The 22,971-nt window shown below is 71.8% G+C and carries 19 protein-coding genes and 2 pseudogenes; 13 read left to right on the forward strand and 8 right to left on the reverse strand.

What is annotated here, in order from left to right; translation table 11 throughout:
• Positions 1-49: 49 nt before the first annotated feature.
• Positions 50-2,119, reverse strand: coding sequence for a SpoIIE family protein phosphatase (locus tag ACIBK0_RS14585; RefSeq protein ID WP_399079407.1), 2,070 nt, complete (start codon positions 2,117-2,119; stop codon positions 50-52).
• Between the two features lie 754 nt (positions 2,120-2,873).
• Between ACIBK0_RS14585 and ACIBK0_RS14590 the strand changes: the two genes are divergently transcribed.
• Positions 2,874-5,696, forward strand: a complete 2,823-nt coding sequence (locus ACIBK0_RS14590; RefSeq protein ID WP_399079409.1) for a SpoIIE family protein phosphatase — start codon at positions 2,874-2,876, stop codon at positions 5,694-5,696.
• Between the two features lie 298 nt (positions 5,697-5,994).
• On the forward strand, positions 5,995-7,134 hold the full coding sequence (locus ACIBK0_RS14595; protein ID WP_399079411.1) for an ABC transporter substrate-binding protein: 1,140 nt from the start codon (positions 5,995-5,997) through the stop codon (positions 7,132-7,134).
• A 628-nt stretch (positions 7,135-7,762) separates the two neighbouring features.
• Here ACIBK0_RS14595 and ACIBK0_RS14600 read toward each other — a convergent pair.
• Complete coding sequence (locus tag ACIBK0_RS14600) at positions 7,763-8,494, reverse strand: SDR family oxidoreductase (protein ID WP_399079413.1); 732 nt, start codon at positions 8,492-8,494, stop codon at positions 7,763-7,765.
• Between ACIBK0_RS14600 and ACIBK0_RS14605 the strand changes: the two are divergent.
• The 4 genes and pseudogenes from ACIBK0_RS14605 to ACIBK0_RS14620 form a co-directional block, all read left to right on the forward strand.
• Positions 8,493-9,086 (forward strand): annotated as a pseudogene (locus ACIBK0_RS14605) (nuclear transport factor 2 family protein); the annotation flags it as partial. The gene ACIBK0_RS14600 and the pseudogene ACIBK0_RS14605 overlap by 2 nt on opposite strands.
• Before the next feature lie 188 nt (positions 9,087-9,274).
• Positions 9,275-9,571 (forward strand): hypothetical protein, encoded by a 297-nt coding sequence (locus ACIBK0_RS14610; RefSeq protein ID WP_399079415.1) that lies wholly within the window; start codon positions 9,275-9,277, stop codon positions 9,569-9,571.
• 291 nt (positions 9,572-9,862) lie between these two features.
• On the forward strand, positions 9,863-10,168 hold the full coding sequence (locus tag ACIBK0_RS14615; protein ID WP_399079417.1) for a hypothetical protein: 306 nt from the start codon (positions 9,863-9,865) through the stop codon (positions 10,166-10,168).
• Between the two features lie 27 nt (positions 10,169-10,195).
• Positions 10,196-11,305: a DNA alkylation repair protein gene (locus ACIBK0_RS14620; protein WP_399079419.1), complete on the forward strand. Its 1,110-nt coding sequence runs from the start codon at positions 10,196-10,198 to the stop codon at positions 11,303-11,305.
• A gap of 11 nt (positions 11,306-11,316) precedes the next feature.
• Here the strand turns inward: ACIBK0_RS14620 and ACIBK0_RS14625 are convergent, their stop codons facing one another.
• The 5 genes from ACIBK0_RS14625 to ACIBK0_RS14645 form a co-directional block, all read right to left on the reverse strand.
• Entirely contained in the window at positions 11,317-11,958 is a 642-nt protein-coding gene (locus ACIBK0_RS14625) for a TetR/AcrR family transcriptional regulator (protein WP_399079421.1), read from the reverse strand.
• 63 nt (positions 11,959-12,021) lie between these two features.
• A complete protein-coding gene (locus ACIBK0_RS14630) occupies positions 12,022-12,597 on the reverse strand; it encodes an acyl-CoA dehydrogenase family protein (RefSeq protein WP_399079425.1) in 576 nt (191 codons plus the stop codon).
• Between the two features lie 11 nt (positions 12,598-12,608).
• Complete coding sequence (locus tag ACIBK0_RS14635) at positions 12,609-12,926, reverse strand: hypothetical protein (protein ID WP_399079427.1); 318 nt, start codon at positions 12,924-12,926, stop codon at positions 12,609-12,611.
• A 17-nt stretch (positions 12,927-12,943) separates the two neighbouring features.
• A complete protein-coding gene (locus ACIBK0_RS14640) occupies positions 12,944-13,222 on the reverse strand; it encodes an acyl-CoA dehydrogenase family protein (protein WP_399079429.1) in 279 nt (92 codons plus the stop codon).
• Between the two features lie 61 nt (positions 13,223-13,283).
• Entirely contained in the window at positions 13,284-13,982 is a 699-nt protein-coding gene (locus ACIBK0_RS14645; protein ID WP_399079432.1) for an alpha/beta fold hydrolase, read from the reverse strand.
• 289 nt (positions 13,983-14,271) lie between these two features.
• On the opposite strand from ACIBK0_RS14645, the gene ACIBK0_RS14650 reads away from it, so the two are divergent.
• The 6 genes and pseudogenes from ACIBK0_RS14650 (at position 14,272) to ACIBK0_RS14675 (ending at position 19,402) form a co-directional block, all read left to right on the forward strand.
• Positions 14,272-14,886: an alpha/beta fold hydrolase gene (locus tag ACIBK0_RS14650; protein ID WP_399079434.1), complete on the forward strand. Its 615-nt coding sequence runs from the start codon at positions 14,272-14,274 to the stop codon at positions 14,884-14,886.
• 11 nt (positions 14,887-14,897) lie between these two features.
• Positions 14,898-15,350 (forward strand): annotated as a pseudogene (locus ACIBK0_RS14655) (alpha/beta hydrolase); the annotation flags it as partial.
• 545 nt (positions 15,351-15,895) lie between these two features.
• A complete protein-coding gene (locus ACIBK0_RS14660; RefSeq protein WP_399079436.1) occupies positions 15,896-16,201 on the forward strand; it encodes a helix-turn-helix transcriptional regulator in 306 nt (101 codons plus the stop codon).
• A 128-nt stretch (positions 16,202-16,329) separates the two neighbouring features.
• Positions 16,330-16,902, forward strand: coding sequence for a TetR/AcrR family transcriptional regulator (locus tag ACIBK0_RS14665; RefSeq protein WP_399079438.1), 573 nt, complete (start codon positions 16,330-16,332; stop codon positions 16,900-16,902).
• 64 nt (positions 16,903-16,966) lie between these two features.
• On the forward strand, positions 16,967-17,950 hold the full coding sequence (locus ACIBK0_RS14670; RefSeq protein ID WP_399079440.1) for a zinc-dependent alcohol dehydrogenase family protein: 984 nt from the start codon (positions 16,967-16,969) through the stop codon (positions 17,948-17,950).
• A 414-nt stretch (positions 17,951-18,364) separates the two neighbouring features.
• Positions 18,365-19,402, forward strand: a complete 1,038-nt coding sequence (locus tag ACIBK0_RS14675; RefSeq protein WP_399079442.1) for a PP2C family protein-serine/threonine phosphatase — start codon at positions 18,365-18,367, stop codon at positions 19,400-19,402.
• A gap of 436 nt (positions 19,403-19,838) precedes the next feature.
• Here ACIBK0_RS14675 and ACIBK0_RS14680 read toward each other — a convergent pair whose 3' ends face one another.
• Complete coding sequence (locus ACIBK0_RS14680; protein ID WP_399079854.1) at positions 19,839-21,761, reverse strand: ABC transporter ATP-binding protein; 1,923 nt, start codon at positions 21,759-21,761, stop codon at positions 19,839-19,841.
• Between the two features lie 141 nt (positions 21,762-21,902).
• Between ACIBK0_RS14680 and ACIBK0_RS14685 the strand changes: the two genes are divergently transcribed.
• A complete protein-coding gene (locus ACIBK0_RS14685) occupies positions 21,903-22,877 on the forward strand; it encodes a YbhN family protein (RefSeq protein ID WP_399079444.1) in 975 nt (324 codons plus the stop codon).
• The last annotated feature ends 94 nt before the right edge of the window (positions 22,878-22,971 follow it).

The raw sequence follows: 22,971 nt of genomic DNA on the forward strand, positions 1-22,971 counted from the left end.
GGCACCGGACACGGCGTAGTGCCCGTCGAAGCCTCGCGTACGGCGATCCTCAGGACCGGGCTCGGGCGATGAGCAGCGCCACGTCGTCCTCACCACCGGGCGAACGCAGAGTCTCCAGGATGCGGTCGCAGGTGCCTTCCAGATCGTGGCCACGTGTCGCCGTGAGGGCGTCGAGGAGGGTGTCCAGGCGAGCGTCGATGGGTTCGCTTCGGGTTTCGACCAAGCCGTCGGAGTAGAGGACCAGTTCGTCACCGGGGCGGAAGGTGATCGTGGCGGCCTCGAAGGGCACCCCGCCGACGCCCAGCGGCGCGCCGGTGGGAAGGTCGAGAAGCTGCGCTGCGTGGCCGAGCCGCATCAGGGCCGGGGGCAGGTGGCCGGCGAGGCAGATCTCGCACGTGCCCTGGTGAGGATCGTAGACGCAGTAGATGCAGGTGGTGATGGTCTGCTCGACACCTTCGGTCAGGTGATCCAGGTGATGAAGGGCCTCGGCGGGGGCGAGGGCGAGCTCGGCGAAGGCGCGGGCAGCACTGCGGAGTTGACCCATGGTGGCGGCGGCTTTGATGCCGCTGCCCATGACGTCCCCGACGACCAGGGCGGTTCTGTCACCCTGGAGAGGTATGGCGTCGTACCAGTCGCCGCCGATCTCGCTCATGGCGCCGGCCGGCTGGTAGCGGCAGGCAACCTCCAAGCCGGGCAGGTGCGAGGGGCGCTCCGGAAGCAGACTGCGTTGGAGGGTGAGGGCCGCTTGGCGCTGCGCCTGGTATCCGCGGGCGTTGTCGATACAGACCGCGGCTCGGGCGGCCAACTCCCAGGCGAGGAACGCGTCGTCGTCATCGAAGGGTGCGGGGTTCCGGGTGCGCTTGAGGTCGAGAGCGCCGAGGACTTCGCCCCGTGCCAGGAGCGGTACGGCCAGGTAGGAGTGAACGCCGGCCGCCGCTAGGAGGGAGGCGGCCTCGCCATGTCGGGCGATGCGCTCCAGATCCTGACGGGTGGTGTGGGGCACCAGTACCGGTTGGCGAATGCGCACGCACTGGGTGATCAGGCGATCGCTGTCGTAGGGGGCGAGTCCCCCTGGCGGATCGGCCGCGCGGACCGCATCGGTGGACTGGGACGCGCTGACCGCGAGGGCGCGGAAGAGGGCGGGTCCCTCCGGCGGCGCGGTCCGGCCGTCAAGGGCGCTCTCGAGTACGTCCACGGCTGCCACATCGGCCAGGACCGGTACGACGACGTCGGCAAGCTCGCGCGCTGTCCTTTCCAGATCGAGGGTGGTACCCACGGAGGCGGAAGCCCTGGCGATCAGCGTCAGCCGTTGCCGGGCCTGTGCCGCCTCGGCAGCGGCACGATGACGCTCGGTGACGTCGATGACGGAGTAGGCCAGGCCCAGCACTCGCCCACCGGAATCCTCCAGCCGGTAGTACGAGACGGACCAGGCATGCTCGTGGTCCGGATCGGCGGGGGGACGGCAGACGATGTCCCGGTCCACGACCGACTCGCCCGTCTCCAGGACACGGCGCAGACGTGCCTCGGGGTCCGTGTCCAGGAACGTCAGGACCTCGCCGACCGGCCGGCCGAGACGCTCGGCGGCGGACTGACCCGTGATGCGTTCGAGAGCGGGATTCACGGCCACGTACCGCAGCTCCGGGTCCAGAATGGCCAGCCCGACCGGGGACTGGGACACCAGACGCATCGCCAGGGCGGCATCTCGCTCGATACGCTCCACAGCGGCCTGGTCCGCAACAAGGCCCAGGGCGTAGACGTCACCGAGGTCGTCCAGCAGCCGCATGTTGCGGAACTCCACCAAGCGGGTGCTGCCGTCCTTGTGCCGGATCGGGAACGCCCCTGCCCAGTCGGTGCCGGATTCCATGACCTCGGCGAACAGCTTGATCACCGCGTCCTGGTGCTCCTCGTGGACCGTCAGCCGGGCCGCGTGCTGACCCAGCGCCTCCTCCGCGGTATAGCCGAACAGTTCCTCGGCCTTCGGGCTCCAGAAGACCACCTGGCCCTGCGCATTCAGCACCACCGCAGCGACGCTGAGCAGATCGAGCAGGCCACTGGGCGGCGCGGCAGGACCTGCCACCGACCGGCCGCGGCCTGCTCGGGAGGAGTCAGTCGTACCCATGCCTCATTTTCCTTCCCGCTCGGCGCCCCGGCTCTTGCCGTACCGGCGGGTGTTCTGCCTTCATCCATGGTCGGCCCAGACCCAGGCAGCACACACCTGGACCGACTGCTGACACACAGGCCGGCGATGCCGGCGGCAGCACCGCACGGGGGGTACGCCGACAGTCGCCTTCTGTGTGGTCCGGCGGTGTCCGCCATCGGTACCGGGAACGTCTGCCCAGCCCAGATGATCTTGCCGGTGGACAGGTACCGGGTCCGCCACTGGGCCGCGAGCCGGGCGACGCGTCCAACGTCCAACCTGACAGCATGGGTTGACCCTGGTCCGCACATCGGCCACCGCGGCGGGATCGGAGGGCACCCCCCCACGGGCGGCGAACCGGTTGTCTGCCAGGAGCAGACCTGCACCGGGGTTGCGCTCAGCCGCGCCGGGCTCTCGTCGATGTCGCGGTCCCGGGCCTCGATCAGCCCGTCGGTGTGCAGCACGAGCCGGTACCGCGGACGCGGCGCCGACCCGGTGTACCGGCCGGGCGCCCACGTCGGTGCAGCTCGCGCCGTAGGGAAGCCGCCTTCAAAGGTCGGCCGACCGGCTGGCCCTGGTGCCGAATGACGTCGCCGTGTGGGCTCGGACCAGACCTCAGAAGCGGTGTGTGACCGCAGCCCTCCGGCAGGGCTCATGCGCTCGTCGCCGTCCCTGAGCGGACCAGTCCGTCCCGGTCGCGTCGTGGTCGGCCACCCAGAAACGATAGAAAGGGGATATGAGTGGAGTTTCGGATCAATCCGGGCAGGATGTGTCCGTGGGGACTCATCGGCCCGGTCGGCCCCGTCGGGCGGAGAAGGCGAGGCGGTCGGGCTCGCTGCTGAGCGTGCACAGCCTCGCAGGCCAGGTGTTCCTGCTCCAGCTGGCCGTTGTGATGCTCCTCGTCGCCGCCGCCCTGGTGGCGCTCGTGGTGCAGGCTCAACGCGACGTGATGGCAGACGCCCGCCACCGGACGCTCGCCACGGCACAGACGTTCGCGCACTCCCCGGGGATCGTGGCGGCACTGAACAGCGCGAACCCGACCGCCGTGCTGCAGCCACAGGCCGAGGCGGCCCGGAAGGCCGCAGGCGTCGACGCCATCATCGTGTACGGGCTGAACGGGATCACCCTCACCCACAGCGACCCGCATCAGGTCGGGAAACACATCATCGGGCCTTATGCGAAGGCGGCGACGGGCAAGCCCTTCACGAGTACCTTCCAGGGGTCCCTGGGACTCTCCGTGATCTCGGCGGTTCCCGTCAGGGGTCCCGACGGCTCGGTCGTCGCCATCGTCTCCGTGCCCGTCACGGTCGAGAGGGTGCAGCACAGGCTGAACATGCAGCTGCCGGTCCTCCTCGGCGGCGCCGCCACGGCCCTGGTAGTCGCCGCGGGCGGGTCGGGCCTGGTGAGCCGGCGGCTGCGGCGGCAGACCCATGGGCTGGGGCCGACCGAGATGACCCGGGTGTACGAGCACCACGACGCGGTGCTGCATGCGGTGCGGGAAGGAGTGTTGATCGTCGGCGGTGACGGCCGGCTGCTGCTGGCCAACGACGAGGCGCGACGGCTCCTGGACCTGCCGGCGGACGCGGAGCGGCGAGACATCACCGATCTGGGGCTGGATGAGGACCTCGCCGGGCTGCTGGCCTCCGATCGCCCAGCAACCGACGAGGTGTGCCTGGCGGCCGACCGGCTGCTCGCGGTCAGCAAGCGGCTCACCGCACCTCACGGACCGGCCGGCAGCGTGGTGACGCTCCGGGACACCACCGAGCTGCGGGCCCTCTCCGGCCGGGCGGAGGTGGCGCGCGGACGGTTGAACTTGCTCTACGACGCCGGGCTGCGGATCGGCACCACGCTCGATGTGAAGCGCACAGCCGAGGAACTGGCCGAGGTGGCGGTGCCCCGGTTCGCCGACATCGTCACCGTCGAGCTGCTGGACCCGGTCCTGCGCGGTGAGGAGTCCTCCGGTGCGACCGCCGGGATCACCGAGTTGCGCCGCAGTGCCGTCGCCGGTCTCGATGCGGACCATCACCTCCATCCCGTCCGCGAGCTCATCCGGTTCGTCCCGGACCACCCCGTCTCCACGGCGATGGCCGAGGGCCGACCGGTCCTGGTCGGGGACCTGAGCGCCTCCGACGGCTGGCTGGCCCAGCAGCCCGAACGTGCCCGGCGGATCCTGGATCGCGGCATCCACTCCATGCTCGTGGTGCCCCTCCGCGCCCGCGGCGTGGTGCTGGGAGTGGTGGACTTCTGGCGCGCGCAGGACTCCCCGCAGTTCGAGGACGAGGACGTGTCGTTCGCCGAGGAGCTGGCCGCCCGGGCAGCGGTGTGCATCGACAACGCCCGCCGCTACACCCGCGAACACGCCATGGCCGTCACCCTGCAGCACAGCCTGCTGCCCCGCGCGTTGCCCGAGCGGTCCGCCCTCGACGTGGCCTACCGCTATCTGCCGGCCCAGGCCGGAGTGGGCGGGGACTGGTTCGATGTCATCCCGCTGTCCGGTACCCGGGTGGCGCTGGTCGTGGGCGACGTCGTCGGCCACGGTCTGCACGCTGCGGCGACGATGGGCCGGCTGCGCACCGCCGTGCACAACTTCGCCAGCCTGGACATGCCCGTGGAGGAGCTGGTGGGCCGGCTGGACGAGCTGGTGGCGCAGATCGACGCCGAGGAGGCCGGCGCCGCCGAGGACGAGCAGGGGATGATCACAGGGGCCACCTGCCAGTACGCCGTCTACGACCCCACCTCCGGGCGACTGTCCATCGCCACCGCCGGCCATCCGGGACCGGCGGTGGTCCGGCCCGACGGGGCCGTCGACTTCCCTGAGCTGCCCGTCTCCCCGCCACTGGGACTCGGAGCAGGCCTGCCTGTGGAGACCGCCGAGCTCACCGTGCCCGAGGGTTCCCGACTGGTGCTCTACACCGACGGACTGATCGAGGACCGCACCCGCGACCTGGACGCCGGTCTGGAGGCCCTGCACGATGCTCTGACAGGGCCGGGTCGCACGCCCGAGGCCACCTGTGCGGCGGTGATGGAGGCCATGCTGTCCGACCGGCCCAGGGATGACATCGCGCTGCTGGTGGCCCGCACGCGCCGGCTCGGGCCGGAGCAGGTCGCCGAGTGGGACGTGCCCCGTGACCCGGCGGCGGTGGCCCCGGTGCGCAGCGCCTGCGCCCGTCGGCTGACGGAGTGGGGGCTGGAGCAGGTCGGATTCACCGCCGAACTCATCCTCAGCGAGCTGATCACCAACGCCGTCCGCTACGGTGCCGAACCCATCACCGTGCGGGTGCTGCGCACGGAGCCGATCGGCAGCCCCGATGCGGGCACCCTGATCTTCGAGGTCGCGGACGGCAGCAGCACCTCCCCGCGGCTGCGCCGGGCGAAGGTCACCGACGAGGGCGGCCGCGGACTCTTCCTGGTCGCCCGCTTCGCCGAACGCTGGGGGACCCGCTACACGCCCACCGGCAAGGTCATCTGGGCCGAACAGTCCCTGCACCACGGCGCCACGCTGGAGGGCGACGATCTCGGCGAGATCCTGCTCGGCCAATGGGACGACACCGCGCTGTGAGGTACGCCGGTACATCCCTTCCCTCCGCCGTCGCGCACGCCGCGTGCCGGCATGGGCGCGGCCGGGCCCGGGACGTACGGCGAAGCCGAGTGCCGGGGCAAAGACGGTGATCGCGGGCTTCCCGGACGACATTCCGCCATCCAGGCTGCCGGGTACTCTGGCCTTGATGACCACTTCGCCGACGCCGTGGAGCCGAGGAAGCCGGGAGGCACAGCGGAAGGCCCGCCACTCCGGGCCCAGTGGCACTGCCGACAGCCGGTCGAGGTGACCACCTCGCCCCCCACGTCCGGGAGCAGCCGTGACTACACCGTGTGCCCGAGCAGCCGCGGTCTTCGGCTGCTTCGCTCTTGTGGCACCGGGCCTGAGCGCTTGCGAGAACACACCGACCGCCGGCCTCGCACAGCCGTCGGTGGCCACGTCCGCCGAGAGCATGGGCGGCGTGCGCGCACTGATCGCCGCAGCGAAACGGGAGGGCACGCTCAGAGCGATCGCACTGCCGCATGACTGGGCCAACTACGGCGGCCTGATCAACGGCTTCGAGAAGAAGTACGGGATCAAGGTCACGGTCGAGGATCCGCTGGGCCACAGCGAGGACGAGATCGACGCCCTGAGGAAGAGGGGGAACCGGCCGACCGCGCCCGACGTGGTCGACGTGGGCGATACGTTCGCGCGGAAAGCAGCGGCGCAGAATCTTCTCGCGCCGTACAAGGTAGCCGCTTTCGATTCGATCCCCGGCAATCAGAAGGATTCGAAGGCCCGCTGGTCCAACAACTACGGGGGCTACATCTCCATCGGCTGCGACGCCAACCGGGTCAAACCCTGTCCCGAGACTTTCGCCGATCTGCTGAAGCCCGGCTACAAGGGCAAGGTCGCACTCGAAGGCGACCCGCCCCGGTCGGCCACTGCCTTCGCCAGTGTCTACGCGGCCGCGCTGGCGAACAACGGGTCGTTCGACAACGTCCAGCCGGGTCTCGACTTCTTCGCCGAGCTCAAGAATCGCGGCAACTTCAATCCTCTCAATTCCAACTCGGCGACGGTCGCGAGCGGCTGGACCCCCATCAGCATCAGCTGGGACTACATCAACCTCCATTACACCGACCAACTCCGCGACAAAGGCGTGAACCTGCAGGTCTCGATCCCCTTCGACGGCAGCTTCGCCCAGTATTTCGCGCTGGCGATCAACAAGAACGCCCCGCACCCGGCGGCTGCCCGCCTGTGGCAGGAGTACCTCTTCAGCCCAGAGGGCCAGAACCTCCGGCTGCGCGCCTATGCGCGCCCGGTGCTCATGGACGCCATGAGGCAGGATGGCACCCTCGACAAGGCCGCCGCTGCACGACTGCCGACGGTTGAGGGAACGCCGCAGTTCCCGACGGACGCGCAACTGGATATGGCGAAGGAGACGGTCACCCAGGGCTGGGCGAAGGCCGTCTCCGGCTAGCTGGGACGATCCCGGCGCCCAGCAGTTGACGGCGAAGGGGCACCGCCACGGAGCGGGCCCGTCATCGCTACCCGCACCGAGCAGGGCAGGGTGACTGACCTTGTGCTGACCCGGGGCGAGCCGACAGGGCTCTGACCTGCACAAACGTCCAGATGCTAGATCTTGGACTTGAATACTGCCGTTTCGCATGTCCGGTCAAGCTGTCGCCAGCTGTTCCAGGGCTTGCACTGACCGGTTGCTGACTTTCGTGACCTGTCATCGGGCGGGCTGCGCCAGCTGCGGGTGGGCCAGGGCCGCGAGGGCTCGACCTGGTACCTCGGCGACGGCGATGCCCCCGGCCGCGGTGCCGGTTTCTGCCGACTCGCTTCGGACCACTCAGTCCCCGACCGGGTACTTGAGGAGTAACCCACCGCGATCAGCGAGACCTGCCGGGCCGAGGTCCGGCCCTGTGCGGCCAGGAGGCGGCCTGGGATCACTCGCTGCCGTGTTCCTCGGCACCTGCGCGTTCCGGTGGCCGGACGATCGGCCCGGCGCGCGCCGCGTGCGCACCTGCACCGACATGTCCGGTCTGCGGCCCGCCCCGGAAGGCACACATGCTGTCGCCGCGCCGGACCGGCGGTCGCGGTCGTCAGCCCTGTGCCGTAGGACGCACGATCAGTTCGTTGACGTCGACGTCCGCCGGTTGATCGATGGCGAAGGCGATGGCCTGCGCGATGGCCGAGGCGGGGATCGCCAGTTGCTCGGCCGCCGCGCGGGCAGCGCCCTGCGCTTCCGCTGAGCCGCGGCAATCCGTCAGCTCGCTCTGCGTGAAGCCGGGGCTGACGACGGTGACACGGATCTCCCGGCTCTCCTGGCGCAGCCCCTCGGACAGCGCTGCCACACCGAACTTGGTGGCGCTGTAGACGGCGGCGGTCGGGTCGACCCGGTGCCCCGACACCGACGAGACGTTGACGATGTGCCCGCCCGCGTGCCGTCGCATCTGCGGCAGCACCGCGGCGATCCCGTAGAGCACACCCCGCAGGTTGACGTCGATCGTCTGCTCCCATTCGGCGATGCGCAGGTCCTCGATCGGGGACAGCGGCATCACCCCGGCGTTGTTGATCAGCACGTCGATACGGCCGTACTCCTCCACTCCGGCGGCGGCGAAGGCACGTACGGAGTCGAGGCTCGTCACGTCCAGCTCTCGGTGGGCGACCGAGGCACCGGCCGCGCGCAGTTCCTCGGCGAGGGCGGCCAGGCGGCTGGTCCGGCGGGCGCCGAGGAGCAGGCGGTGGCCGAGCTCCGCGAGCCGGCGGGCGGTGGCTTCGCCGATACCGCTGCTGGCCCCGGTGATCAGGACGGTCTTTGATTCTTCTGACATGGCCCCGCATCCGGCGGGCGGCTCCAGCCACCACCTGACCGCCGACCACATCATCGAGGTCAACAGTGACCGCGCCCCTATGAACGCCCAGTTCGTTGTCTTCCGCATCCAGGCCGCCGCGCGTCCCGAGAGCGGCTGGGCGGACGGCACCTTCGGCGCCCAGGGCACCGTGCAGCCGATCGAGTCCGGGTACTACGACACCGACCTGCGCCGGATCGACGGCGAGTGGAAGATCGTGGGGCACCGCATCCTGCTGGACATGCCGTATGTCATTCCCGGGTCTGACCTGGGCGCCGCGGCGGCGCGGGACCGGGGAGCACCCGTGATCACGCGGTTGACGGTCCTCAACCGCCGGGTCGGCGATCCGGCGGGCGCGGCTAGCATCGAGGCCATGACGCCACGCGACAACGAGCTCGGTGTGTTCCTTCGCGCGAGCCGCTCGCGGGTGGACCCGGCCGACGCCGGGCTGGCCGACGGGGTCTCCGGGCGGCGCGTCGGCGACCTGCGCCGCGAGGAGGTGGCGGTGCTCGCCGGGGTCAGAGCGGACTACTACGCCCGTCTTGAGCAGGGGCGCGAGCGCAATCCCTCCGCGCAGGTGATCAGGGCCATCGGGCACGCGCTGCGCCTTGCGCCCGAGGCGCGCGAGCACCTGTTCCGGCTGGCGGGGCTCAATCCCCGGCTGGGCCCGGACAGCACGCGGGACCTCGTGCACCCGTCGCTGCTGCGTCTGCTGGAGGCCTTTCCCCAGGCGGCGGCGTACGTGCTGGCCCGGCTTTCGACGTGCTCTCGACCAACGCGGTCGCCGATGCGCTGCTGTCGCCGTTCGGCACCGAGCGGAACATGCCGCGCATCCTGTTCACCCACCCCCGGGCCAAGGCGGTGTTCACCGACTGGGAGCTGCTGCGGCGCAGCACCGTGTACGCGCTGCGCCTGAACGCGGGACGGTTCCCGAACGACCCTGACATCATCGGCCTCGTCGCCGAACTCGGCGAGGACTCACCGGAGTTCCGGGCGCTGTGGGCCGACCACGACGTCGCGGGCCTCACCCGGGCATTCAAGGTGTTCGTCCACCCCTAAGCAGGCCGCATCGAGCTGACCTACCAGACGTTCGACGTGGTGGACGCTCCCGGGCAGCTGCTGCTCGTCGGCACCCCCGAGCCCGGCAGCCGCAGCGAGGAGGCCCTGACGTATCTGGCCTCGATGGCGGGGCCCGCCTGACCGTCCGCCGCTCCGCCCCGCCCGGCTCACGGCCGTTTCCCGGGTGCCGTGCCCCCAAGCAGTCCCCGCCCACCGCCCCGCCCCGCACGCCGGCGGACGACATCCGCCGAGCCGCGGCATTCACCCACCATCGGACAAGGACGCCCCGTCATGCCTGAGATCCTGGAAGTGACCACTCTCCGCCCCGCGCCCGGCCTCACGCCGGAGGACTTCGGCGCGGCGAACGCGGACATCAACGAGTACCTCAAAGCCCGCCCCGGCTTCCAGTGGCGCCGGATCGTAGTGCGCGACGACGGCACGATCCTCGACATCGTCGCCTACGACAGCATGGAGCACGCCCGCTCCGGAGCCGCCGGGATCACCGGCGAGATGGGCGGCTCGCCCGTGCACGAGGCGATCGACCACGGCACCGTCGACTGGCAGTTCACGACCGTGCTCCAGCACGTCGAGCACTGACCACCTGGAAGACTGGAACGGACGACCATGCCCTTCGCCGACGAACTCGTCAACGGCCGCACCGCGCAGTCGCTGACCCGGGCCGTCCTCGTCGCGCTGCCCGGCGCGGACCTGGCCGCGCTGCGGGCGGCCGCACGGCACCTGGACCCCCTCTCGCTGCGCGAGCGGGCCGACCTGCTGCGCGATGCCCTCCTCGCGGACGTACCGGGCGACTACGCCGAGCTGGCACGCGTGGTGCGGGCGGCCCGGGACGGCGTACCGGAGTTCGGCGGATGGCTCATCTGGCCGGTCACGAGTGCCGTCGCCACGAAGGCCGTCGCCGAGGGCACGGACGCCGCCTTCGACGACGCGATGGCGCTCTTGGCCGAGCTCACCGGACGGCTCACCTCCGAGTTCGCCCTGCGCGTCCTGCTGCGGCACAATCTGGACCGGGCGCTGGGCATCATCGCCGGATGGACGGCGTCCCCCGACACCGATGTGCGCCGCCTCGCCTCGGAGGGCACCCGTCCCTACCTTCCCTGGTCGGCACGGGTGCCGGAACTCTTCGCCCGCCCCGGCGCGACCGTACCCCTCCTCGACGCCCTCCACGACGACGAGAGCGAGTACGTCCGGCGCTCCGTCGCCAACCACCTCAACGACCTCAGCCGGGACCACGCCGACCAGGCCGTGGCAACCGCCCGGCGCTGGCTGGAGGCCCCGGACCCGGCCCCGACGAGCGGACGGCTGGTGCGCCACGGGCTGCGCACGCTCGTCAAACGCGGTCACCCCGGCGCCCTCGGACTGCTCGGTTTCGCTCCGGCGACGCTCGAGATCGAGGGCCCGGTGCTCGATCGCACCCGCGTGCCAATCGGCGGGAGCGTCCGCTTTACCGCGACCATCCGCAACATCGGTGCCGAGGACGCCCGGCTGGCGATCGACTACGTGGTCCACCACCACAAGGCCAACGGCTCGCAGAGCAACAAGACGTTCAAGCTCACGACCCGCACCCTGGGCCCGGACGAGACGATCGAGGTGAGCCGGGACCACTCCTTCCGGCTCCTGACCACCCGCCGCTACCACCCGGGCCCGCACGCCCTCGCCCTGCAGATCAACGGCGTGACGTCGGACCGCGCGGAGTTCGAACTCCAAGCCCCCTGAAGGGACCGGGATCAGTCGGCGGGCCGCCCCGCCGGGCGGCGGTACACGCCGTGCCAGTAGCCGTAGGCCAGTTCCCGGGCCACGACAGCGTCGTCGCTGCCGTCGCCGCCGACCACCTGCCGGGTGATGACCTCACCGCCTCCCTGGACGATCAGCCGCGCGGCGAGCTGCGGGTCGATGTCCGCCGGTGTGCGGCCCGCCCGCCGCTCCTCCTTCAGCACCGCCACGACGTTGTCGACGAAGCGGTCCTGGTGGGCCGCCCACGAGTCGCGGACCGCGGGGTCGTAGGCGGCCACCTCGTGGATGGCCGACAGCAGGGCAGCGTGCCGGCGGTAGTGCCGCATGATCTGTTCGTAGGTGCGGGCCAGGCCGTCGGCGCCGCCGTCCGGGCCGCAGGGCTGCCACGCCTCCGCGATCTCGTAGCTCCGCGTCCTGAGCGAACCGCTCACCCGCAGCAGGACGTCGACCTTGTCGCGGAAGTACAGATAGAAGGTGGACCGCGAGATGCCCGCCGCGTGCGCGATCTGCTCCACGCTCAGTTCGGTGTAGGTCGGACCACCCCGCAGCAGTTCCTCGAGCGCGGAGACGATCCGCTCCTCGAGTGCGGCCCGTCGGTCGGTCGCGGTGGAACGTCGTCGCGTGGTGGAAACCATGCCGCCATCCTACGGAGCGACCGGAACGGCTCTCGTGGGGGCGGCGGCACGGCTCGGGGCCGGTCAGACCATAAGGCTCACGCGCTCATCGACGTCCAGCAGCGACTTGCCGTACACCTCCAGGCCGACGGCCGGGACGAGGCCCGCATGCCGGGCCGCGACACCGGCGTCGCGCCAGATGCGCTGCAGCGGGTGCCCGTCGCCGAACGCGGACGAACCGTGCGCGTTCAGCAGGATCTCGATCGCCCCGAGGACCTGCTGGGCCGCGTGGCCGGCCTGCGCCCTGACGTGTGCGCGTGCCGCGTAGTCCAGGGGGCCCGAGGGGGCGGCCCGGTCGACCGCGTCGTAGGTGTGCAGCCGGGCCGTCTCCAGCTTCAGTGCCGTCTCTGCCACCTGTATCTGAACCGCCACGGAGTCCGCCTGCCGGGCATGGGTGGTGAAGGACAGCGGCTTGGCCCCGGCCGCCTCCCGCACGGTGTCCAGGGCCGCCCTGCCCAGCCCGAGGAGCGGCCCCACCAGGCACGGCAGCAGCATGGGGCCGAACTTGGAGCCGTACAGCGTCTCCTCCGTGCGGGAGCGCACGCGGGCGCCCTCGGCGGTGGCGGGGACGGACAGCACGCGGCGTTCGGGGACGAACACGTCCTGGGCGATCAGCGTGTTGCCGCCGTGCCCCGCATGCCGGCCATGTGCCAGGTGTCCTCGACGGTGAGGTCGCCGGCGGGAATCAGGACCAGCGCCTGGTCGGCGGCCGCGCCGCGGTCGTCCTTGAGCAGTGCGCCGACGGCGGCCCATGTGGCGTAGGGGGAGCCGGAGTTGTAGGACCAGCGGCCGCTGACCCGCCAGCCGCCCGGTGCCTTCTCCCCCCTTCCCGTCGGCGCCGCCACACCGGTCACGCGCGCGTCGGGGTCGGCGCCGAAGACCTCCTCCTGTGCCTTGTCCGGGAACAGACAGGCCGGCCAGTTCGTCACCGCGACGATCAGGCCGGTCAGGCGGACGAGCCGTCGGCAGCGCCGAGCGTCTCCGACACCTCGGTCAGCGTGCGCAGGTCGGTCTCAGGACCGCCGTAGCGGCGCGGCGTGAGCAGCCGGAAGACGCCGGCCTCCCCCAGCGCGTCGACGACCTGCGCCGGCACCACGCGGTCCGTCTCGCCGCGTCCGGCGTGCTCGCGCAGCAACGGCCGCAGGGCGGCGGCGCGTGCCACAAGCCGGGCTCTGAGCTCTTCCTTCGACGGTGCGCCGGCTGTGGCGTCGCGATGGTTGGTCACCGGTTTCTCCTTGTACGGGCTGGTACGGGCTCGGGTGGGGGCTGCGGGCGGGCGCGGGGCCTCAGCCGGCCGACTCGGACGCGATCTTCGCGAGGAGCGCCGCGAACTCGCCGGGCATCGACAGGAACGGTGAGTGGCCGCTCGCGATCCGGTGGACCGAGCCGGCCCTGGCGGCGAGCTCTTCCTGGTGGTGCGGCGGCAGAGCCTGGTCCTGCTCGCAGACGACGTACGTCGAGGGGACGGTGTGCCACCCGGCCGCGGTCAGCGTGTCGCTGAAGGACCTGGTGCTCTGCGGCACCAGCCGCCCGGTGGCCGCCTCGGCGTCGGCCGCGGGGGCGTCCGCGTAGAACAGCGGGACCGGCCGGTCCGGCACGGCCTGGAAGCCGTCGGGCTCCGACGGCACCGGCGCGCCGTGATGGCCCAGCAGGCTCTCGCCGATGTCGAGCTGGTACGCCGCCAGGTACACGACGTGCACGACCTCCGCGGCTTCGGCGGCTTCGGCGACGGCCTGGGTGACCGGCACACCGCCGTAGGAGTGGGCGACCACGACCACCGGGCCGTCGGTGCGCGCCAGTTCGTCGAGGACCACGCGCGCGTCGTCCCGCACGCCGGCCTGCGAGCCGGCGCTGGGCAGGTCGACCGCCCGGGTGTTCCAGCCGTCGGCACGGAGCACCGGGGTCAGTCGCTCCCAGCACCACGAGCCGTGCCACGCGCCGTGCACCAGGAGGAGGGTCGGACGGGATGTACCACCAGCAGTCACGGAGATTCCACTCTCGAGTTCGGAGGAAGAGGGCACTGAACTGCGCTGCAGCCGAAGCCTAGACAAAGGTTGGACACAGTGTCTAACAGCATGTCTAAGATCACGTCCAGCGCAACGGGACCGGTGCTGCGACACGGACACACCGGGGACTTCGCCAGGGACCCACGGATGCGAGCGGCACGGCGCCGGGACCAGGGTGGGCGCATGCCGGCGCAGACGAAGAGGAGCAGGCCATGAGCATCACCACGACCACCTCGGCCAAGCCCACCCTCGTGCTCGCACACGGGGCGTGCGCCGAGTGGTCGAGCCGGAACGGCGTCATCCCCGCACTGCTCGACGAGGGCTTCCCCGCACACTCGCCGTCGCGAACCCGCTGCGCGGGGTCGTCGACGACGCCGACCATCTGCGCGGCGTCCTCGCCGGGAACGCCGACGTCAAGGCGCTGGTCTACATCGGCGCGTTCGCCCCCGACGCCGGGGAGAGCGCCGCCGACCTCGCGGGCCGCTACCCGGGCAGCACCCTCGGGGAGACGCTCGCGCCCGTCAAACTGCCCGACGGCTCGGTGGACCCGTACATACGGCAGGAGCTCTACCACGCGCAGTTCGCCGCCGACTCACCCGAGCGCGAGGCGGCGGTGATGGCCGTGACGCAGCGCCCGATCGCCGAGTCCGCGCTCGCCGAGCCCTCGGGCGAGCCGGCGTGGAGGACGATCCCGTCCTGGTTCCTGATCGGCGGCAAGGACAAGAACATCCCCGCCGCGTCCCAGCGCTTCATGGCCGAGCGGGCGGGATCCCGGCGGACCGTGGAGCTGCCGGACGGCTCCCACACCGTCGGCAGCCCGGAGGCCGCCGCCGTCGTCGGCCTCGTCCGCGAGGCCGTGGCCGCATCCGCCGCCCACGAGTAAGGGGTTCCCTCATGACCGTTCAGCCCGCGCATGACATCGTGCTGGAGCCCGCCTCGCAGCAGCTCGCCGACGCCACCTCGCAGCCGCCCTTCCTGTACGAGCTGGGAGTCGACAAGGCCCGCAAGGTGCTCGACGACCTTCAGGCGGAACCGGTCGAGAAGCTCCCGGTCGACTCGGAGTGGATCACCGTCCCCGCCGACGCCGGCGACGTGCGGGTGCGCGTCGTGCGCCCCCAGAACGCGGCGCAGCCGCTGCCGGCCGTGCTGTGCATGCACGGCGGCGGGTGGATCCTCGGCAACGCCGGCACCCACGACCGGCTGGTCCGCGAACTCGCCGTCGGGGCAGGGGCCGCCGTCGTGTTAGTCCAGTACACGCGCTCCCCCGAGGCGCGCTACCCGATCGCCCTCGAACAGAAGGGGTACGCCACCGCCCGCTGGATCGTCCGCCACGGCCACGAGCACGGCAGATCACCAACTACGGCGCCGTCGCGCCCGCCGCGTGGCGGGGCCGCGCGGCGAAGGCCGAGGAACTGAAGTGGGCCGCCGCGAGCGAAGCGACGTCGCGCGGTGAGGGGGCCGGCCTGAGCGTGGCCCACTGGGCGAGCGCCGTGCTCTGCAACGGCCTGGGCCGGTACGAGGAGGCCCGCGACGCCGCCCGGCAGGCCTGCGCGGACCCTCCGGCACCGGGCGTCGCGGCCCAGTGGGCTCCCATCGAACTCGTCGAGGCGCCCTCCGCTGCGGTGACACCCGGCTCGCCTCCGGCGCGCTCGAGCGGCTGCTGGAGACCACGCAGGCGAGCCGGACGCAATGGACGCGGGGCATCGAGGCGCGCTCGCACGCCCTCGTCGGGGACGGCGCGGACGCCGAGGCATTCCACTGCGAGGCGATCGACCGGCGCGGCCGCACCCGGCTGCGGTCGGAGACGCCCGCGCCCACCTCTGTTCGGCGAATGGCTGCGCTGGGAGCAGCGCCGGCTCGAAGCCCGTGAGCAACTGCGCCGCGCCCATGAGATGTTCACCGCGGCAGGCATGGAGGCGTTCGCCGAGCGCGCGGCACGTGAGCTGCGGGCCACCGGGGAGACCGCCCGCAGGAGAACCGTCGAGACCAGCGGCGACCTGACCCCGAGGGAGCTGCAGATCGCCAGGCTCGCGAGCGAGGGCCTGACCAATCCCGAGATCGGCAGCAGGCTGTTCATGAGCCCGCGCACGGTCGAGTACCACCTGCGCAAGGTCTTCGCCAAGCGCGGCATCGTCTCCCGGACCGAGATCCGGACCGTACTCGCCGACGATCTCGGCACCGCCGGCCCGACGAGCTGAACTACGGTCCTCCCACCCCACGGAACAAGAGGTCACCGACCTGCGGGACACCCCCCGCCCGTGCCCGGAGTCCTCATTTGCAGCCCTTAATCGAACAGACTAGTCTGTTTGATTAAGGAGGTACGGTAATGGCGACGCGGATCAGGAAGACGAAGTCCGAGGAGAGGATCCTCATGGCGGCGGCGGAGCTGTTCTACGCGAACGGGCTGCGGGGAGTCGGCATCGATCAGGTCATCGCGGCGTCGGGCGTCGCGAAGTCGACGCTGTACGTGCACTTCCGCACCAAGGAGGAGCTCGTCGCGGCGTACCTGCGCAGGACGGACGACTCCTGGACGGCACAGCTGCAGGACGCCGCCGCACGGAGCGGGGACGGCCCTCGCGAGCAACTCGTCGGACTGTTCGACGCGCTCACGGACGCCTTCGAGCGGCACGGCTTCTTCGGCTGCCCCTTCGTCAGCGCCGCGGTCGAGGCGGACCTCGACTCAGAGGCGCGGGCCATCACCGTGCAGCACACGCGGCGCCGTCAGGCATGGCTGACCGAGCTGAGCGAGCAGGCCGGCGCGGACGCCCCCGGCGCGCTCGCCCGGCACATCGGGCTGCTGATCGACGGCGCCCTGGCCTCGGGACGCCTCCTCCAGGACCGCGCAGTCGTGGAGGAGGCGAAGTCCGCGGCGCGCCTGCTCGTCGCCGCCCACACCTGATCCACCCGGTGCATCGCCGCGCCGGCCCCACACCCACCCAGCACGACAGGAAAGAGGCGCAGTCATGCGCGCAGTGGTTCTCCATGAATTCGACACCCCGCTGGTCCTCGGCGAGATCGACAAGCCCACCGCCGGCCCGGGCCAGGTGCTGGTCGAGGTCAAGGCCAGTGGCGTCAACCCGCTGGACACCAAGATCCGGGCCGGCAAGGCCGCCCACGCCAAGCGCACGCTGCCGGCCGTCCTCGGCCTGGACCTGGCCGGCGTGGTCGAGGAGGTGGGCCCCGGCGTCCACACCTTCGCGCCCGGCGACGAGGTCTTCGGGATGACCGGTGGCGTCGGCGACGTGCAGGGTTCGCTCGCCGAGTACGCGGCCGTCGACGCCCGCCTCCTCGCCCGCAAGCCGGCCGCGCTCACCATGCGCGAGGCCGCGGCCCTGCCCCTGGTCGTGATCACGGCCTGGGAAGGACTGGTCGACCGGGCAGGGGTCCACGCGGGGCAGAAGGTCCTCATCCACGGCGGGGCCGGCGGCATCGGCCAGGTCGCCGTGCAGATCGCCCGTGCCCGCGGCGCCGAGGTCTTCGCCACCGGGTCGCCCGCTCGACTGGCGGTGATCGAGCGCCTGGGGGCCCACCCGATCGACTACACGACCACCGCCGTGGAGGAGTACGTCGCCAAGCACACCGGCGGCGAGGGCTTCGACGTCGTCTTCGACACCGTCGGCGGTTCCGTGCTCGACGCCTCCTTCACGGCGGTGCGCACCTACACGGGTCACGTCGTGAGCGCGCTGGGCTGGGGAACCCACAGCATCGCGCCCCTGTCCTTCCGCGGGGCGACCTACTCCGGAGTCTTCACCCTGCTGCCCCTGCTGACCGGGAGCGGGCGGGAGCACCACGGCGAGATCATGCGCGAGGCGGCCGCGCTCGCCGAGGCGGGGGCGCTCAAGCCCCTGCTCGACCCCCGGCACTTCACCCTCGCCGATGTCGCCGATGCCCACGCGGCCGTTGAGGGTGGCACCGCGCAGGGCAAGGTCGTGATCGACGTCGGCTGACCGCGCAGGTCCGCGCGGAGTCGGCCGACAGTCACCGTCCGGGCTTCTGAAGCTGTAGCCGACCATCATGACGACCTCAAGCGCGAGATCTTCATCGGCGACAGTCAGTACAGGGCCGTCCGCCATGATGCCCTCGCCATTGGCGCCCCGGGCCTCGGCAGCGGGTGGCACCCGTCTCCCGGGACACCGCCCGGCCTCATACTGACCATTTCCGGACGCGGATGCCATGGCTCTGAGCGACCCGCAGCGTCGCCGAGAAGGCCGGTGTACAGCAACCGGTCATCTGCCGGCTCTTCGGCGACAAGGACCGCTCCTGGCCGCGGTGGTCGATCAGTCGCGCTCGCCCTGCTCGCTCCGGGACAGCCCCGCACCATGTCCGCCTCGCCACACAGTGACGCCCGCCGGAGCAGCGAAATGAGCACCGCGACCATCAGGACCTTGGCGGCCGGGCTCTCGCGGGCCTGTCGGCGGGTGGCGCCGCATCCACTGTGGCTGGTTGGTCCCTTGATGGTGATCGTGGCCGTTCCGGTGGCCGACGCGTTCCTGCCTGCGGACATCCACCTCGCCCACCTGCTCGTCGTCGCCACTGCGGTCACCGCCATCGGCGCCGGCACGCGCGCGACGACGCTGATCTGCTTCGTCGCGCTGCTCGCGCTCGTCGCCGCCGGGGTGGAGCGGCACGCCCTGACGACCGAGAGCGTTCTGGTCGAACTGTGCGCCCTCGCCGCGCTCTCCGTCCTTCTGTTCCGCACCGCCCACTCCACCCGGCTGATCATCGGGGACGTCCGCGGCAAGGGCCTCGCCTCCATCAGCGACACGGCGATAGTGCTGGGCGCCTTCCGCGCCGCCGCCCATCGCGACATCCCGCTGCCCGAACTGGTCGCCTACGTGGAGGACGCGGTCCGCTGGGGCCTTGCGGAGTTCTCGGCGTCCGAGACGGACCTCGCCGAGCGCTTCGTGACCGCCGTCATGGTGGACATCCCCGATGACGAGCCGGTGGTGCAGGTGGTCAGCTGCGGGCATCCGCCGCCCCTGTTGTTGCGCCAGTCGGGCGCCACCGTGACGACGCTCGAGGTGCCCGAGCCCGCGCCGCCGCTCGGCCTGGCCCTCGGCGACATGTCCGACAGCGCGTACGTCCCCGCCACCTTCCCCTTCCAGGAGGGCGACCGCCTGATCCTCTACACCGACGGGGTCACCGAGGCCCGCGACCAAAGGGGCGACTTCTATCCGCTTCTATCCGCTCGCCGAACGTGTCGCGCTCTGGGCGGATCAGGCGCCCGGAGCGCTGGTCGAAGCCATCACCGCCGACCTGGAGGAATATGCCGGCGGTCGCATGGACGACGACATGGCCATGGTCGTTGCCCAAAGGGGCCGGATTCCGGCGAACGCGTGAGCGGCCCCGACGGCGCCGGACACCGGTGGCCCGCTGCCGGAGCGGGTCCTCGATCATGATGGGCATCTTCCGGATGCGCCGCCCGGTCGGCGTGGTGAACGGCGTTCGCGGGGGGGGGGGGGGGGGGGGGGGGGGGGGGGGGGCGCCGCCCCGCCCCCCCCCCCCCCCCCCCCCCCCCCCCCGCGCACCACGGCGCCTCCCCTCGACACCGGCGTCACGAAGAGCGGCCGCATCGCGGTGCGTCAGTGAGTGGGCCCCAAGAACGAGGAGTGGGCCCCAAGAACGAGCAACTGGCCGGCTGAGCCGCCGGTGGGCGGCACGGTGCGCCCAGAACGGTCAGGCGTCGCCCGGCGACGCCTGACCGTGACGGCAGATCACCCAATGGCCGGCCGCGGCGGCTGCGGTGTGCCGGACCTGCGAGCCCGTCGTCATGGACTCTCCGCCCCTGGAAGGACAGTAGGTACGCAACGGCCTCTCCGGCAGCCGCGGCCTCGGTCAGGCCACGGCCTCGCCCGCGGTGGCGATGTCCGTCACGTCGGCGGTGTGCGCCGCGTCGCCCGTCCCGGGCTTACTGAACTGCGTGCGGTAGAGCTCCGCGTACCGCCCGTCGGCCGCCAGCAGCTCCTCATGCGTACCCCGCTCCACGATCCGCCCCGCCTCGACGACGAGGATCACGTCGGCGGCCCGCACGGTCGACAGGCGGTGCGCGATCACCACGGCCGTGCGGCCCTCCAGCGCTTCGGTGAGCGCCTCCTGGACGGCCGCCTCCGAGGTGTTGTCGAGGTGGGCGGTGGCCTCGTCGAGGATGACGACGCGCTGGCGGGCGAGCAGCAGCCGGGCGATGGTCATGCGCTGGCGCTCGCCGCCGGAGAGCCGGTAGCCGCGCTCGCCGACCACGGTGTCGAGGCCGTCGGGCAGGGAGTGCACGAGGTCTTCGAGGCGGGCGCGGCGCAGTACGTCCCACAGCTCGTCCTCGGTCGCGGACGGGCGGGCAAGGAGCAGGTTCGCCCGGACCGAGTCGTGGAACAGGTGCCCGTCCTGGGTGACCATGCCGAGGGTCTCGCGCATCGAGTCGGCACTCAGTTCACGGACGTCGACGCCGCCGATGCGTACGGCGCCCTCGTCGGTGTCGTACAGCCGCGGCAGCAGCTGCGCGATGGTCGACTTGCCCGCGCCGGAGGAGCCGACGAGCGCGACGGTCTGGCCGGGTTCGGCACGGAAGGAGACACCGCGCAGGACCTCCGTGCCACCGCGGGTGTCGAGGGCGGCGACCTCCTCCAGGGAGGCCAGGGAGACCTTGTCGGCGGAGGGGTAGGCGAAGCGGACGTCCTCGAACTCCACGGCCGCCGGCCCCTCCGGCACCTTCCTCGCGTCCGGTTTCTCCTCGATGAGCGGCTTCAGGTCCAGCACCTCGAAGACGCGCTCGAAGCTCACGAGGGCGCTCATGACCTCGACGCGCGCCCCGGCGAGCGAGGTGAGCGGCGCGTACAGCCGGGTCAGCAGGAGGGCCAGTGAGACGACGGCGCCCGGCTCCAGACTGCCGCGCAGCGCGAACCAGCCGCCGAGCCCGTACACGAGGGCGAGCGCCAGGGCCGACACCAGTGTCAGGGCCGTGATGAACGCCGACTGCGCCATCGCAGTGCGGACCCCGATGTCCCGCACCCGCCGGGCGCGCTCCGCGAACTCGGCGGACTCCTCCCCGGGCCGCCCGAAGAGCTTCACCAAGGTGGCGCCGGGTGCCGAGAAGCGCTCGGTCATCCGGGTGCCCATCGAGGCGTTGAGGTCGGCCGCCTCCCGCTGGAGCTTGGCCATCCGGCTGCCCATCCGCCGGGCGGGGATCACGAACACCGGCAGCAGCACGAGCGCGAGCAGCGTGATCTGCCAGGACAGGGTGAGCATCACGACGAGGGTGAGCAGCAGCGTCACCACGTTGCTGACGACTCCGGACAGCGTGTTGGAGAAGGCGCGTTGGGCGCCTATGACGTCGTTGTTGAGTCGGCTGACGAGTGCGCCCGTACGTGTACGTGTGAAGAACGCGACCGGCATGCGCTGCACATGATCGAACACAGCCGTCCGCAGATCGAGGATGAGTCCCTCGCCGAGCGTCGACGAAAGCCAGCGGCCGAGGATCCCGAGTGCCGCCTCGGCGAGCGCGATGACGGCGATGAGCACGGCAAGGCGGACGACGGTGCTCTCGTCGCCGCCGGACACGATCGCGTTCACGACGTGCCCCGCGAGCACCGGCGTCGCGACGGCCAGCAGCGCGGTCACCACGCTGAGCACCACGAACTGCCCGATGCGGCGGCGGTGCGGGCGGGCGAAGGCGGCGATGCGGCGCAGGGTCGCGCGGGCGAAGGGACGGCGCTCCTGCTGCGCGTTCATGACGCTGTGCAGCTGTGTCCAGGCTGTGGTCTCCATGCTCATGCAAGAGACACTAAGACCTCAAGCGAAGTTGGGGTCAACCGCCTGGCGCCACCTCCCTCCCCTTGCCCGGCGTGTCAGCCGCCGTCTCCGCGCCCGCAACCCCACGTTGGTGCGGTGTGGAAACCCTCTCCCGATGTGACAGCGGTACGCCTCCCCGAGGGACTCCCCCGACGCCCGCCCCTGCGGGCTGCCGTCCGGCCGGTCCTGTGTCTGCTCCCGCTCGCCCTTGTGCTGGTGGTCGCGGTACGCCACCGCTCCGTACTCGTGGAGGGCTTCGGCCACCTGAAGTCGGCCGAGTGGCCCTGGCTCGCGGCCGCGGCCGCGGCGACCTGCCTGACCTGGGTCGCGGCGGCCTTCACCCGCCAGGGGGCGGTCATCGAGCGGCTGCCCGCGCGCCGGCTGCTCGCCACCCAGTTCGCGGCGGGCGCGGCCAACCATCTGCTGCCGACGGGCCTGGGCGCCGGCGCGGTCAATCTGCGGTTCATGACGGTGTGCGGTGTGCCGCTCGCCCGCTCGTCGGCCGCGCTCGCGCTGTACATGCTGGCGGAGTCGATCGCCCGGCTGAGCCTGCTGCTCGGCCTGCTGATCGCGTTCCCGGGGGCGCTGCGGCTCGGCAGCCTCCTGCCGGACGGGGCGATCGGCCCCCTGCTGCTCGGCGTCGGCCTGGTGCTGTGCGCCGCCGTGACGACACTCCTCCTCCTACGACGGCTCCGTACGGCCGTCCTCTCCTTCCTGCGCACCGCGCTCGGGGAGGCCCGCTCGGTGCACTCCCGCCCGTCCCGCGCACTCGCCCTGTGGGGCGGATCGCTCGCCTTCCCGCTGCTCCAGGCGACCGGACTGGCCGCAGTGGGGCAGGCATTGGGGCTGCCGGTACCGCCGGTGCACATGGCGGTCGCGTATCTGGCGGCGACGGTCGCGGTCGCACTGGTGCCGACGCCGGGCGGGATCGGTTCGGTGGAGGCCGCGCTGGTCGTCGCACTGGTCGCGGCGGGCGGTCCGGTGGCCGTGGCGACGGCGGTGGTGCTGGCGTACCGGATCATCACGGTGTGGGTCCCGCTGCTGCCGGGGGCCCTGACGCTCGGGGCGCTGGTCCGCTGGAAGGTGATCTGAGGCGAACTCCGGATGTACGGCGCGATCGCCCCGGTCGAGGGCGACGACCTCCTGCCGGCCCCCGGCACCGGTCGCTGCCGCTCGCGCTGTCGCG

Source organism: Streptomyces sp. NPDC050564 (assembly GCF_044457265.1).
Lineage (GTDB): Bacteria > Actinomycetota > Actinomycetes > Streptomycetales > Streptomycetaceae > Streptomyces.